Annotated in this window: 12 protein-coding genes; 7 read left to right on the plus strand and 5 right to left on the minus strand. The window is 62.7% G+C overall.

The annotated features are described in order from the left end of the window. Nucleotides 1-87 precede the first annotated feature (87 nt). Nucleotides 88-2,973, plus strand: a complete 2,886-nt coding sequence (locus tag M1D88_RS00510) for an aminotransferase class I/II-fold pyridoxal phosphate-dependent enzyme (protein ID WP_458112681.1) — start codon at nt 88-90, stop codon at nt 2,971-2,973. Here the strand turns inward: M1D88_RS00510 and M1D88_RS00515 are convergent. The 3 genes from M1D88_RS00515 to M1D88_RS00525 are packed head-to-tail and all read right to left on the minus strand — an operon-like array spanning nt 2,927 to nt 6,866. Continuing rightward, nucleotides 2,927-3,622: a ThuA domain-containing protein gene (locus M1D88_RS00515; RefSeq protein ID WP_458112682.1), complete on the minus strand. Its 696-nt coding sequence runs from the start codon at nt 3,620-3,622 to the stop codon at nt 2,927-2,929. The two genes, M1D88_RS00510 and M1D88_RS00515, sit on opposite strands and share 47 nt — an antisense overlap. Beyond that, entirely contained in the window at nt 3,619-4,779 is a 1,161-nt protein-coding gene (locus M1D88_RS00520; protein ID WP_458112683.1) for a LacI family DNA-binding transcriptional regulator, read from the minus strand. The genes M1D88_RS00515 and M1D88_RS00520 overlap by 4 nt, the downstream gene beginning before the upstream one ends. After that, nucleotides 4,776-6,866, minus strand: a complete 2,091-nt coding sequence (locus M1D88_RS00525) for a heparinase II/III domain-containing protein (RefSeq protein ID WP_458112684.1) — start codon at nt 6,864-6,866, stop codon at nt 4,776-4,778. The genes M1D88_RS00520 and M1D88_RS00525 overlap by 4 nt, the downstream gene beginning before the upstream one ends. Nucleotides 6,867-7,047: 181 nt before the next feature. Here M1D88_RS00525 and M1D88_RS00530 point away from each other — a divergent pair, with 181 nt between their 5' ends. From M1D88_RS00530 to M1D88_RS00550, 5 genes are all read left to right on the plus strand, one after another. Next, the gene (locus M1D88_RS00530; protein WP_458112685.1) at nt 7,048-8,061 is read left to right on the plus strand and encodes a hydroxyacid dehydrogenase; all 1,014 of its coding nucleotides are present in this window, start codon (nt 7,048-7,050) and stop codon (nt 8,059-8,061) included. A 64-nt stretch (nt 8,062-8,125) separates the two neighbouring features. Continuing rightward, on the plus strand, nt 8,126-9,406 hold the full coding sequence (locus tag M1D88_RS00535; RefSeq protein ID WP_458112686.1) for an ABC transporter substrate-binding protein: 1,281 nt from the start codon (nt 8,126-8,128) through the stop codon (nt 9,404-9,406). Between the two features lie 88 nt (nt 9,407-9,494). Then, nucleotides 9,495-10,445 (plus strand): carbohydrate ABC transporter permease, encoded by a 951-nt coding sequence (locus M1D88_RS00540; RefSeq protein ID WP_458112687.1) that lies wholly within the window; start codon nt 9,495-9,497, stop codon nt 10,443-10,445. After that, on the plus strand, nt 10,445-11,365 hold the full coding sequence (locus M1D88_RS00545) for a carbohydrate ABC transporter permease (RefSeq protein WP_458112688.1): 921 nt from the start codon (nt 10,445-10,447) through the stop codon (nt 11,363-11,365). The genes M1D88_RS00540 and M1D88_RS00545 overlap by 1 nt, the downstream gene beginning before the upstream one ends. Further along, the gene (locus M1D88_RS00550; protein WP_458112689.1) at nt 11,362-12,075 is read left to right on the plus strand and encodes a hypothetical protein; all 714 of its coding nucleotides are present in this window, start codon (nt 11,362-11,364) and stop codon (nt 12,073-12,075) included. Before M1D88_RS00545 ends, M1D88_RS00550 begins: the two co-directional genes overlap by 4 nt. Nucleotides 12,076-12,106: 31 nt before the next feature. Here the strand turns inward: M1D88_RS00550 and M1D88_RS00555 are convergent, their stop codons facing one another. Together M1D88_RS00555 and M1D88_RS00560 are read right to left on the minus strand one after the other, a co-directional pair. Beyond that, nucleotides 12,107-12,253, minus strand: a complete 147-nt coding sequence (locus M1D88_RS00555; protein ID WP_458112690.1) for a hypothetical protein — start codon at nt 12,251-12,253, stop codon at nt 12,107-12,109. A 251-nt stretch (nt 12,254-12,504) separates the two neighbouring features. After that, entirely contained in the window at nt 12,505-13,140 is a 636-nt protein-coding gene (locus M1D88_RS00560) for a hypothetical protein (RefSeq protein ID WP_458112691.1), read from the minus strand. Nucleotides 13,141-13,267: 127 nt separating this feature from the next. Between M1D88_RS00560 and M1D88_RS00565 the strand changes: the two genes are divergently transcribed. Further along, a complete protein-coding gene (locus M1D88_RS00565; RefSeq protein WP_458112692.1) occupies nt 13,268-13,507 on the plus strand; it encodes a hypothetical protein in 240 nt (79 codons plus the stop codon). Nucleotides 13,508-13,571: the final 64 nt, after the last annotated feature.

The following is a 13,571-nucleotide window of genomic DNA, read 5'->3' on the forward strand; positions in this document are numbered from 1 at the left end:
TGATCCGATACGCGCTGCCTTCTGCCGGCATGCGTGCATCGACGCACCCTCTTAGACATTGACCAGAAAGCATGAGAACTAGAAGAAATGATTGACGACGGCGTCTCTCCCACCACCGGGGCTGGAACGGAAATAGGCACACCGAGCCGGGCATGGCGTGTTCGCGCCGACGCATGGGACTTCCTGGGGTACGCCATGAAGCAACTGGCTTCCGCCGCAGCAGGAGCGCAGGCCGCAGGAAAAACCGGCCCGAATGGAAAGTCTGCGGCGAAGGGATCGGGCAGCCAAAGCGGGCTGGAGGACCAGACCCGCCGGGCGCTTGTCCTGCTCGAGGCCATCGAACTGTACTGGGCCTTCCCCGGCTTGCCGATGCTGGCAAGGCTTCGCAGCATCATTGCCGCCGGTGAATATGGCGAGGCATTCGACCTGATCGAGGGCGTCAGAACCCGGATTGGCCGGACCCGTCCCACTTCTGAACAGGCCAGGCAAGCCGCTGATCCGGCCGACGGCTGGGAAGGCGAACCCCTTGAAGGCCGCCAGGACGCTCCGGAGCGGCCCAAGTTCGAGGTCCTGGTGGTTGATGACATTACTGCCGAAGAAGCGGAGACGCTCAAGAGCGAAATGCTTGGGCAACGGCGGCCGGCAGACGCGTTCAGCTACGAGGTAAACGTGGTGCCCTCCTTCGAGGATGCCCTTGTAGCCGTGTTGCTGAACCCTGACATCCAGGCCTGCATCCTGCGCCCTGGCTTCACCATCAGGGGCGGGCGGAGGCTCGGTACTGACCTGAAGAGTTTCCTCGCACGCCACATCGACGACGGTCTGGAAGCGCTGCGGCCCATCGACCGGATCCTCCGGCTGGCGGAGCGAATGGCTGAGCTTCGGCCTGAACTGGATGTGTACCTCGTTGCCGGCGTGGCTATTGAAGGGCTTGCGGGCTCCCTGACCCGGCCGTTCAAGAGGATCTTCCGCCGGGAAGACCGCCTGGACCTGCATCTATCGCTGCTGGCCGGTGTCGCGGAGCGTTATGAGACGCCCTTTTTCACTGCCCTCCAGGAATACAGCCGCCGCCCCGCGAGCGTATTCCACGCACTCCCCATCTCCCGTGGAGGCTCGGTGGGAAACTCACCCTGGATCCGGGACATGGCTGACTTCTACGGGCTGAACCTGCTGCTGGCCGAGACGTCAGCCACCTCCGGCGGCCTCGATTCGCTGCTGGACCCCCATGGTTCCATCAAGAAAGCGCAGGAGCTGGCCGCGCGGGCCTTTGGTGCTGAGCAGACGTTCTTCGTCACCAACGGCACGTCCACGGCCAACAAAATCGTCCATCAGGCAATCGTCGCTCCCGGGGACATCGTCCTGGTTGACCGCAACTGCCACAAGTCCCACCACTATGCGCTGATGCTGTCCGGTGCGCAGGTCGCCTACCTGGACGCGTACCCGCTGGACCGCTACTCGTTTTACGGTGCTGTTCCGCTGGCCAGCATCAAGAAGATGCTCCTGGATTACCGGCGGGCGGGGCGGCTGGACGACGTCAAAATGATCACCCTGACCAACTGCACCTTCGACGGGATCGTGTACGACGTCGAGCGTGTCATGGAGGAGTGCCTGGCCATCAAGCCGGACCTCGTCTTCCTCTGGGACGAGGCCTGGTTCGCGTTCGCTGCTTTCCACCCGGTGTACCGGCGCCGGACTGCGATGGCAGCAGCCCGGAAACTGGAGTCCGAGTTCCGGAACCCGGACTACGTTCTCCGTTACGCCGAACAGGCAGAACTTCTTTGGGATCGGGAAACCGGCGCCCCCGTGGATGACGAGGTATGGCTGAACACGCGGCTCATCCCGGATCCGTCAAAGGCCCGGCTCCGCATCTACGCAACCCAGTCCACCCACAAGACCCTCACGTCCCTGCGCCAGGGATCCATGGTCCACGTGTTCGACCAGGACTTCGAATACCTCAACGGCGAGGCGTTCCGGGAGGCGTACATGACGCACACCTCCACCTCCCCGAACTACCAGATCCTGGCGTCGTTGGACATCGGCCGGCGGCAGGTGGAGCTGGAAGGCTTCGCTCTCGTGCAGAAGCAGGCGGACCTGGCTGTCAGCATCGCGCAGGCCGTGGCCAGGAACCCGCTGCTGAAGAAGTACTTCCGGGTGCTCGGCGCCAGCGAGCTCATCCCGGAGGAGTACCGGGAAACGCGCACCTCGATGCCCCTCAGCAAGGGGCTGTCCGTACTGGATGAGGCCTGGAGGCGCGACGAGTTCGTGGTTGACCCCAGCCGGCTGACCCTGGACATCGGCCTCACCGGAATCGACGGCGACACCTTCAAGCACGAGTACCTGATGGACAAATACGGCATTCAGGTCAACAAAACATCGCGCAACAGCGTCCTCTTTATGACCAACATCGGAACCTCACGAAGCGCCGTGGCCTACCTCGTGGAAGTCCTCGTAAAGCTCGCTGAGTCCTTTGATGCGGAACAAAGGACGCTGGGGCCGCGCGGGCTGAAGGCGCGTGATGCCCGCGTTCGGGCACTCAGAAGCGATCCGGGAAGCCACACCGGGAGCCATCCGGAAGGTACAACGGTCAGTGCTCCGATTGCCCTTCCCGACTTCAGCCGGTTCGCGGACAGGTTCAGGGCGGACAACACCAACCCCGATGGGAACCTGAGGGCGGCCTACTTTGAGACGTACAAAACGGGTGCCACCGAGTACCTCGAGCCAGCGGAGCTTTCGCGGCGGGTGGCGGGCGGCGAGGAAGTCATTTCCGCAGGGTTCGTCACGCCCTACCCTCCGGGCTTCCCCATTCTGGTTCCCGGCCAGGTGATCACCTCGGATGCCCTGGAGTTCATGGCCGCCCTCGACACCCGCGAGGTCCACGGCTATGACGCAGAATTGGGCTTCCGGGTGTTTGCCGAACCCAAGGGAAGCATCAGGACTGAGGCGCTGCCGGACGAGTCCCTTCCAGCAGCCAGCTGACTCCGCGCCTGAGGAGTTTTTGGTGTTCTGGGGAGTCAAACGAGGCGGAATCGTGGCCGAGGGCGTCATAGAACGTGCGGCCGCCGCGCTCATATGACCACACGAGGGGATGCAGTATTCCCTCGTGCTCATGCCTGGCGTGCACTGTGATGCCCGGCAAGGTGCGCAGCCAGCTGTAGCGCTCATCCAGCACCTCGAAATCGGGGATGCCGGCGGCAAGCGGCCCTGACTGCGCATCCATCAGCACCTGGGAGGGACCATAGTCGGGATGCATTGTGGTGCCCCGGAGCCAGCTTCCACCAAGCGTCTCCTCCCACACCGGGGAGTCCACAAAGCTCGTAGAGCTCACGTGGAAGGCAAGGAGTGGGCGGCCGGCGGCGGCCCACTCCTCAAGCCCACGGGTCGCGGCCGGCGTGCCGGGGGAAGTTCCGCCGTCGCGTGGCTGACCCACGTTGACCACCAGAAGGTCCGGAAGCGCCGCCGAGGTGCCCAGACCCTCCAAGGCGGTGTCGACGTCGTCCGCCACCTCCACCTGAAGGCCCGCCTCGCGCAGCAGCGAAGCGATAGCGGCGGAGGTCTGCGGGAACGGGTGCCAGGGGTCGGAGTATCGTCCGGTTCCGCTGAGCAGCAGGGCGGTTGGTTCAGTCACAGGGAGTCCTCCAGGGCGTGGTTGGAAGAGCGCGGTCCACCGAGGGAGGAATCGCGCACAATGAGATCGGGGTTTAGTTGAACACGGTGGACGGGACGCTTGGGCCCTTCGGAAATGCGGGCCGTGATGAGCTGAACCGCGAGTCGTCCCACATACTGCTTGGGTGGACGCACCGCTGAAATGGCGGGTTCGGCAAGGTAGGCCACTTCGTCGTCGTAACCCACCACTGCCATGCTTCCGGGAACATCCACGCCGCGGTCCACGCAATGCTGGACGAAAGCCACGGCCTGGGTGTCGGAGTGGACCAGCATGGCGGTGGTGTGGGTTTCCCGGCACAGCTGCAGGATGCGGTCGAAATGCTCGGCGCGGTCGCTGGTAGGGACGTGAGCCGAATCCTCGTTCACGGACTGGGCAGCCGGAATCCGCAGGGAGCCGAGAGCCTGGAGCCAGCCCCGCACGACCTGCGCGCTCGTGGGACTGTTCGAGTCGGTCATGCAGCCGATTTTCCTGTGCCCCTCCTGCCACAAATGCCGGGTTGCCATGCCTGCGCCGAACGCGTGATCCGTGGCCACCCACTCCAGGCGGTGCGCAGGTATCTCGGTAGGCGAACGACGCTCCGCCAGCACCACGGGGATGGGAAGCGAATTGAGCCAGCGGAGCAATTCCCGTCCGGCCTCCCCGGTGGTGTCCGGCGCCACGATGAGCCCGTTGATGTTCTGCGTGTTGAGCAGCGCCTGGACCTGCTGGCGGTTGTCGGCGGCATCGTAGGTGGAGCCCCGAACCAGGATCTTGGCCTGCCGCTCGTCGGCTTCAGCGCGGGCACCGCTGATCACCTGGGGCCAGTAGTAGTCCAGGGACGGCACCACCATGCCGATGGAGTACCGGTTAGTCTGCTGCCGCGTCATGGACGCCGTACGGTCCAGGGGACTCGGGAGCGTGGCGCCGCCATGGACCCGCGAAACCAGTCCTTCAACGGCAAGAAGGTTCACGTCGCGGCGTATGGTCAGCTCACTGACGCCCAGCTCGGCCGCGATGGCCCGCACCGTGATGGAGCCGTGGGCCCGGAGTTCGTCCATGAGTTTTTCCCGGCGCTGGAGCGAAAATAGCGACTTCCCGGCCGGTTCAGCACCCTGCTCCGGGCCTTGGCGTGGCGTCATGGTGTGGCCTCCATTGTCAGGGTAAATGAACCTGCTGACCGCTGATCCGCTGGCATCCGGAAGCGCAGGCGGGTCAGCCGGGTACCCCACACGGAGGCCAGCAGCGGATCGTCCAGCAGCCAATCGTCCACCAGTACGACGGCGGCCGGCTGGTTCCAGCGCAGGATTCCACCGCGCAGGATTTCCCTGGCACCGCCGCCGGTGTCCTCGGCGGCGGGAATGCCGCGGGGAAGGACAGTCGCCGTGCCTTGCGGGCCGAGGCTGACGGTTCCTGCCAGGAGAAAGTGGATGGCGACGTCATTCGTTCCTTCTGTTGCCAACGCGAGGGAGGCGGAGGACGCAGAGGCATCGGCTGGCGGTAGGTCCCAGTTGTCCTCGATCCGAACACGGGAGCCGCGGCGATCCAGGGAAACCGTCCGTGTCCACCGGGAACCTCCAGCCAGGCCATAGGCGCGGGCCAGTTCCAGAACGAGCCGCGGATCCTCCACGGTTGGTGCCTGCTTTACGTCGGCACCGAATTCTGCGCCGGCAGCCTGTTCCAGGCCAAAGGGAACCGGAACGCTGTGCCAGCCGCTTTGCATGGCACGGATTTGGTAGCGATCAGGGCCGAAAGTCTGGGCTGTATAGGTAGGTTGGCCGGCGTCCACCAGCAACGGAACCCCGTCCACGGCAACAGTGACGGAGCCGACGTCCTTGTGGTTGTGGTTCTCGCCGTTGTGCCCGCCCTTCGCCGTGACAAGGAGTCCTTTGGTGGTCCCGGGAGTCTGGCGCGCAACCATGATCTGGACCGACGGCAGGTAGGTGAAGGCCGTTAGCGGGGGAGCGGTGGGTGCCTTGACCGGGGCTGCAACATCGCGTTCAAGAAGGGCGTGGAGTGTCCTTCCCAGCCCGAAAGCCCCGTCCGGCGCCGTCGCTGTCATGGCCTCGGCATGGCTGGCCGCCTCCTCGTCCCCGAGCCTCAGTGCCCACTTGCGGACCATGTTCCAGGGAAGGTTGCTTTCGGCCAGCGCTCGGCCGTCCGCAACATTAAGGAACCACTTCTGCCCGATGTGCATCCGGTGCGGGAAGGCAACCAGGGCGCGCACCACGGGAAGGTCCGCCGCGAGGGCACCGGCCGTGGCCTCCTCCAGCAGCGCCAGGGCCTCGAGCGCCCGGCCTGCTCCGTTCCACCAGTAGGAAAACCCTTCGTCTATGGCGCCGTCTGCGGGGATGACGGCAAGGAAACGGTCAAGGCCCTCGATGCATCTGGCCACGGTTTTGGCCTGCAGCTCACTGTCGTCCACGAGGAAAAGGGCCACTGCCAGGATGTTGGAGTGGATCCAGGGGTTCCAGTTATGGACATGCCCGTCGAGTCCCAGCCAGTGCCAGTCAGCCTGCTCGAGGAACGGGCTGATGATCCTTTCCTGGACTTCCTGCCGGATACGCCGGCGCAGCCCGGGGGCGCGCCGGTCCAGAGATGTGCCGAGGACATGGTCCAGCCAGGCCAGCTGTGCTGCAACTTCACCGGCGCCCAGATCCAGATAGGGGCGGTCACGGTCCGGCACCACGTGGCCGAGGCGGCCGTGGACGTCGTCGTGGGCCGCCCAGCACCAGGAGCTCTGCTCGCACAAGAGGAACGCGCCATCGATCACTTCATCGAGCCATGCCTCGGCCTCTGGATCGGAGTCAGAGGCATGGGAAGCAGCGCAGGATGCCCGCGCTGCAGTGAGCGATGCCATCACGACGGCACGCGTCAGCCGCTCCTGCCGGGCCCGTACCAGGTCTTCGTACGCGGTGCGGTTGCCGTCACGAAAGTACCTCGCGTAGTGCGAGACCAAGGGCTGCGGCCAAGGCGTCCGCTTTTCCTTCTCGGCTTCCTGAACCAAGCACTCCATGCGGGTGACGGGCAGCTCACTCCACCGCGCCTGGTCCTCAATCGGGCGAACACTCATCCTGTCGCGGAAGCCATGGAGGTGGGCAATCAGGTCCGGTGCTCCCGCCGTCGATTCCCAGGCTTCCGCCAGCGGGCCGCGGAACCGCACACCTGGAGCGGAAAACCTTACAGGAGCATCCGGCGTCGAAAGCTGGCTGGTCGGGCTGCCTGGCATGGTGCCTCCTCCGGCGTAACTTCTGGATTAGGTTGTTCGTTCGTGATCGGTTGAGATTGATCATGAATGACTCGATTGAACTTTGTTGCATCTGAGTATCTACTGATTCGCAGTTGTGATGCAACACACGGAAAGCCGGGCAAGGCGGCCCGGCCACGTACTTAGAAAGGAGGCCCGAAGAATGACGCGCAAGCCCAAGGCCCTGCTGCTCATGAACCGCGGAACTCTGGATGATCAGTTCGACGCCTCGCGGATGAACCGCCTTGCGCAACTGGTTCAGCTGGAGGATCCGGCCTGGACGGAGTCGCTGGACGAGGCTGGGCTCAGCGCCCGTTTGGCCGAAGTTGAAATCCTGATTACCAGCTGGGGAGTACCCAGGCTGGATGCTGCGCGGCTGGACAGCATGCCGCTCCTGCGCGCTGTGTTCCACTGCGCCGGAACGGTTCGTTCGTTCGTGAGCGATGAACTGTGGGACCGGGGCATTCTGGTCACCAACGGAGCAGATGCCAATGCCATTCCTGTTGCTGAATTCACGTTTGCCTCCATCGTGCTGGCTGGAAAGAAGGCCCAGGTCCTCGCCAACGATGCAAGGATCGGCCGCGACGACTGGTCCTATGCGTCGGCCCGCGGGGAGTTAGGAAACATCGGCCGCACCATCGGCATTGTCGGATTCTCCCGCATCGGCCGGAGGGTGGTGAAGCTGGTCCAGCAGCTGCAGGACGTCACCTGCCTGGTCGCGGATCCCTATGCCGACCCTGCGGCGGTGGCCGCAGCAGGGGGAAAGCTCGTGGGGCTTGACCAGCTCCTGGGGCAGTCGGACATCGTGAGCATCCATGCCCCGGCCTTGCCGCAGACCCGGCACATGATCGGCGCACTCCAGTTGGCCCTGCTCCGGGACAACGCCACATTGATCAACACCGCGCGGGGATCCCTCGTGGACACGGCAGCGCTTGAGGCCGCGTGCTCCGACGGCCGGATCCACGCCATCCTCGACGTCACTGAACCCGAACCGCTGCCGGCCGGTTCAGTACTCTACGACCTTCCCAATGTGGTCCTGACGCCTCACATCGCAGGATCCCTCGGTACGGAAACCCGCAGAATGTCCGATACCGCCCTGGACGAACTTGAACGCTACCTCGCGGGTAAGGACCTGCTCGCAGAGGTATCCGCCGAGGACCTGAGCGTCAGCGCGTAGGCGAGAAAACCATCTACACCTCCAACCATCAAGTTCCACCTCCCCCTCGACAAGGAGAAACGCAATGAAGCGCACCACTCTCGCAGCGATTGCCCTGGCTGCCGCTGCAGGACTCGGGCTCACCGGCTGCGCAGGCGCTGCCGGCCCCGCAGAGAAGCCCGCAGCAGAAGGCAAGACCACCCTCAGCGTGTCCGTCTGGAACTATGAGGGCACGCCCGAGTTCAAAGCATTGTTTGATGCCTACGAGGCAGCCAACCCGAACGTGGACATCGAACCCGTGGACATCCTGGCTGATGACTACCCCCAAAAAGTCACCACCATGCTCGCCGGCGGCGACACCACCGATGTCCTCACCATGAAGAATGTCATCGACTACTCACGCTATGCCAGCAACGGCCAGCTCCAGGAGATCAATGGCGTTGTGGACAAGCTGGACAAGGAAAACCTGGCCGGCCTTGATGCCTTTGACCTGGAGGGGAAGTACTTCGCTGCCCCCTACCGCCAGGACTTCTGGCTGCTCTACTACAACAAGGACCTGTTCAAGGCAGCGGGACTCGAAGAGCCGAACAACATCACCTGGGATGAGTATGCCGAGCTCGCCAAGAAACTGACCGGGACGGCTGCGGACGGCAAGAAGGTCTACGGCACGTACCAGCACACCTGGCGCTCGCTGGTGCAGGCCGTTGCAGCCGCTCAGAACGACGGCGACCAGATCGGAGGTGACTATCCCTTCTTCAAGGACCAGTACGACATGACGCTGGACCTGCAGAAGAGCGGGGCGTTGATGGACTTTGGTACGGCCAAGAGCCAGAAGACCAGCTACCGCACCATGTTTGAGACCGGGCAGACTGCCATGATGCCCATGGGGTCCTGGTACATTTCGAGCTTTGCCGCCGCCCTGAAGGACGGCAAGACCAACGTCAACTGGGGCTTCGCCCAGCTTCCGCAGAAATCAAAGGGCGGGGACATCACCACTTTCGGGTCTCCCACCGCCTTTGCCGTGAACAAGAACGCCCAGCACTCAGACGAAGCAAAAAAGTTCATCGAGTGGGCCGCAGGTGTGGAGGGCGCCAAGGCCATCGCCAAAATCGGCGTGGTTCCGGCCCTGCAGACCGCCGAAATCACCGAGGAGTACTTCAAGCTCAAGGGCCTGCCCTCCGATGAACTGTCCAAGGAGGCCTTCGCCCCGGACAAGACCGCCCTTGAGATGCCCGTCAGCGACAAGTCCGCACCAACGGATAAGATCCTGACCCAAGAGCACGAGCTCATCATGGCCGGTGAACGTTCCGTCGACGACGGCATCGTCGAAATGGGGAAGCGAGTCAAGGACGAAGTCCTTAAGTAAAACGTCACGCCGGGGGCCGCGCCACACACGCGGCCCCCGGTTACGGACCCTGAACGGAGGAACGCCTGGCTGACGCCGGGCCCCCATTATGACTACCGAAACACGACTCCGGGCACCTGCCGTCGGCCCTGACCCGAAGCGAGGGAACAACCTCAATCGCGGGAACCGGAAACAGGCGCGGCGGAACACACTCATCGGCTGGACCTTCATCCTTCCGAACTTCCTGGGTTTCCTTGCCTTTACCCTAATTCCGGTCCTGGCGGCGTTCGCCTTGGCGTTCATGGAATGGACCTCGTTCTCTGCCCCGAAATGGGTAGGGCTGGAAAACTTCGAACGGATGCTCGGGAGCGATTCGTTCTGGATCGCGCTCCGCAACACCGTCATCTACGCGGTGGGCCACGTGCCGCTGACCCTGGTGCTGGCGCTGGGGCTTGCCATGCTGCTGAACCGAAAGCTCAAAGGCATCGGCTTCTTCCGGGTTGCCATCTTCTTCCCGTACATCACCTCGCTGGTAGCTGTCGCCGTCGTCTGGAACATGCTGTTCAGCCCCACTGATGGCCCTATCAATCAGTTCCTGCAGTTCGTGGGAGTGGCCAACCCGCCAGGCTGGACGTCAAGTTCCGACTGGGCAATGCCCGCGGTCATCATCACCAGCGTGTGGCGTGACATGGGCTACTACATGATCCTGTACTTAGCCGGCCTTCAGGCGATCCCCACGGAGCTATACGAGGCAGCAGAGGTGGACGGGGCCAGCCCCTGGCAGCGCTTTTGGAACGTCACCGTTCCCTCGCTGCGGCCCACCACGTTCTTTGTGGTGGTAATGCTGACCGTCTCCAGCTTCAAGGTGTTCGACCTCATTGTGGTCATGACCAACGGCGGACCAGGGCGGGCAACAACGGTTCTGTCCCAGCTCATCTACCAGGAAGGAATCGGCGAAGGTAAGTTCGGATACTCATCTGCCGTCTCCCTCGTCCTCTTCCTCATCGTCCTGACGGTGACGGTGTTGCAGTTCAAGATCCAGCAGCGGAGGGAACGCTGATGACCAACCTGACCCAAGACCTCAAAGCTGAGGCCGTACCGGGCGCCGCAAACGACGTCTCTGCCCGCGATGAATTCCGCAGGCGGAGTCCGCGGGAGCAAAAGGCGCGCACCCTCAACGTCATCGTCTACGCGGTGCTCGTGGTCCTCGTGGCCGCCCTGATGGTTCCCTTTATCTGGATGGTGTCCTCCTCGCTGAAGGAGAACAACCAGGTGTTCACGGTCCCTATCCAGTGGATCCCTGAGGAGTTCGTCTGGAGCAACTATTCGGACATCTGGACGCGGATTCCCATGATGGGGTACCTGCAGAACTCGCTCTACCTGTCCGTGATCATCACCATCCTGCAGGTCCTCACGGGTTCCTTGGCGGCCTATGGTTTCTCCAAGGTGCGCTTCCCGGGACGCGACGTGCTGTTCCTCGGCTACATCGGAACCATCGCTGTGCCGTGGCAGGCCTACATGGTGCCGCAGTACATCATGATGCAGCAGTTGGGGCTGACCAACAGTTTCAATGCGCTGATCCTGCTGCAGGCGTTCGGCGCATTCGGGGTGTTCCTCATGCGGCAGTACTACATGACCATCCCCGACGAGCTGTGTGAGGCTGCCCGGATCGATGGCCTGAGCGAGTATGGAATCTGGGCCAGGGTCATCTTGCCGCTGTCCAAGCCCGCCCTTGCCAGCCTTGCCCTGCTGACGTTCGTGAACACGTGGAACGACTACATGGGGCCGTTCATCTACCTGACGAGCAACCGGCTGTGGACTGTGCAGTTGGGCTTGCGTTCCTTTGTGGGCCAGTTCGACGCCGAGTTTGCCATGATCATGACCGGTTCAGTGATTTCGGTGGTTCCGATCCTGATCATCTTCCTGGTGGGGCAGCGTTACTTCATCCAGGGAATCGCAACGAGCGGTATGAAGGGATGAGCACAGTGCGCCAGCACGCCATGCAGCCGCTGAGTCGGAAGTGGGCAGGTCCGGGCTTCGAAACCTTCGGCAGTATCTTCGGCTTTGTCTACACGTTCCTGGCCGTGAACTTCCTGCTCGCGGCGGCCAACGCACCCCTCGTCTTCTTCTTGTCCTTTGTGGGCGATCCGGTGGGAGCGTGGCCTTTCTTCCTCGCGCTCGCCGTTACGGTGGGGCCCTCTCTGGCCGGCGCTTTCAGTGCCTTTTATGCTCTGGCTGAGGAGGACGGGCCGGCCGTCAGGCCGGTGGCTGCCTTCCTGAGGGGTTACAAGCAGTCCTTAAGCCGAGCCGCCCCGGTGGGCGTGGCCGCCGTCGTACTTTTGGCGTTTCTGGTTTTTGACCTGGTGATCCTGCAGTCGATGCCGGGAGCCGCTGTCCTGGTTCCCCTGACAGTGACGGCGGCCGCTCTTGTGGTGTGCATCAGCGTGCTGATGATCGGCGGAATGGTGCTGCTTCCCCAGGCCAGGCTCAAAAGCCTCGCCAAGGCTGCGCTCTATCTCGCTATTAAGCGCTGGTACCTCAGTCTGGCGGCGTTGGCGCTGCTGGGCATCGTCGCAGTTGCGGCGCTGACCCAGCCGGTTCTGGGAACGGCCCTGGCGCCGGCGCCGCTGCTTTTCGTGGTGTGGAGCAACGCAGCCTTCTCGTTCAAGGCGGCGCTGCAGGAGGGCTGACTCGCCTGGCCTGGCCTATCGATGGAGTGTCTTACGCGGCCAGCCTGCTCGTGCTGATGGAGAAGAAGTCCTCGCCGTCAACGTCATCGCGGGAGACGTAGGCTGTGAAGTCCGAGAGGGACATAAAGCAGTAGAAGTCGCTGTAACGGTAATTCGCCTTGTCTGCTTTTGTTGCCACCGGAGGGCCTCCGCTTTCATTTTCCGTGGGGTTTCCTGACTGTTGGATTAATCATGCCCCCGCACGTGAGCAGATTTAGGCAGCGTTTCCGCAGGAGTGGGAAAGGCTTTGTGCAGCTTCATCACGGATCTAACAGTCGTCGCAGATTCCGATCAATTTCCGGTCGACGAGGCGTCCAAAGTATGCAGCGGGGAAGCCCTGCCTAGCCAGTACAGCCGCCACTACGGCTCCCGCTGCTTCTTCCTATTTGTTCAGCCGCCCGAAGTCGTCGTGGTAACTTCGGCGGGAGCTGTCTTGGCGTAGACATCTTTGCTGACCTCATATCCGTGCTGGTCAAGCTTGAGTGCCTGGTCATTGGCCTCGGCCAGCTGGGCATCGGTGAACTGTTCAATTTTGACGAGGTCCAGGGTTTCCTGGTCTGCGCCGCTCACAGCGGTCACTTTCACGAGCCCCGTCCCGGCTGAATAGTGCTTGCGTTGGTGGCCAACAGCTGGTTCCAGCGGGTTGTGTTCATCTATCACCATCACGTCTCCGTAGCAGCCGGTGGGGACACATAGCGCCACGTCGTGCTCCAAGACGGCCCCGCAGTCCAGGAAGTTAACTGAAGGTGCGTGGGCCTGGACATATTCCGGCGTTTTCACCTTGGGTTCGGCCTGCATGGCGATTCCAGCCTGGCTCCCGGAAATTCCGTGGATGAAAGTATTGGGTGCCCCTATGAATTTATCGTTCTCGAACTCCTCGGGATACTCACCGAAAAGCCAAACCGTTCCAGAATTATCCTGGGCGAAGAAGGCCAACTCGGATTCTACGAGCACTCCGTCTTGGTAGTCGCGGTCCCACATCACCTGGGTTTTCACTCCGTCAATGACCTTGGTCAAGCCGGTCACGGTGTGTGTTACCTTCCGCTCGGTGGTGTCGTCGGCACTGACGACTTCGCCGGTCGTCGTGTACTCAGTGCCGGGCTTCAGTGGAAACCACTTATTGTCGATCGTCGAAGAGTTTTGGAAGGCGGTCTTGTCGAAGTTGATCGCAGACCCTGGCCCACACAGTAATGGGGCCTCAGACGTCACTGTCGGCGACGGCGACGCCGGCTCCGAGGTACTCGTAGAGGTGGCCCGCGCCCCCCCGGCATCCGGTGCCGCGCACGACGCCACAGTCGAGATCGCCAAGAGCAGGGTGAAAGCGGAAGAGAGGGCTGATAGTCGTCTATTTGGCTGGAACATCATTTGGCCTTCGGAGTTGGAATTCAGCTGACCGTAGGGGCGGCGGCTCGGGGGCTGAATGCCAGGGAGCTCTTCAGCGCGCCTTGTGGAGTTTG

The sequence above is a fragment of the Arthrobacter sp. R1-13 genome (assembly GCF_054161475.1).

Excerpts from the sequence above, each read along its gene's own strand:
- M1D88_RS00510 (WP_458112681.1), top strand. The coding sequence starts at position 88 with ATGATTGACGACGGCGTCTCTCCCACCACCGGGGCTGGAACGGAAATA.
- M1D88_RS00520 (WP_458112683.1), bottom strand. The coding sequence starts at position 4,779 with ATGACGCCACGCCAAGGCCCGGAGCAGGGTGCTGAACCGGCCGGGAAG.
- M1D88_RS00525 (WP_458112684.1), bottom strand. The coding sequence starts at position 6,866 with ATGCCAGGCAGCCCGACCAGCCAGCTTTCGACGCCGGATGCTCCTGTA.
- M1D88_RS00530 (WP_458112685.1), top strand. The coding sequence starts at position 7,048 with ATGACGCGCAAGCCCAAGGCCCTGCTGCTCATGAACCGCGGAACTCTG.
- M1D88_RS00535 (WP_458112686.1), top strand. The coding sequence starts at position 8,126 with ATGAAGCGCACCACTCTCGCAGCGATTGCCCTGGCTGCCGCTGCAGGA.
- M1D88_RS00540 (WP_458112687.1), top strand. The coding sequence starts at position 9,495 with ATGACTACCGAAACACGACTCCGGGCACCTGCCGTCGGCCCTGACCCG.
- M1D88_RS00545 (WP_458112688.1), top strand. The coding sequence starts at position 10,445 with ATGACCAACCTGACCCAAGACCTCAAAGCTGAGGCCGTACCGGGCGCC.
- M1D88_RS00550 (WP_458112689.1), top strand. The coding sequence starts at position 11,362 with ATGAGCACAGTGCGCCAGCACGCCATGCAGCCGCTGAGTCGGAAGTGG.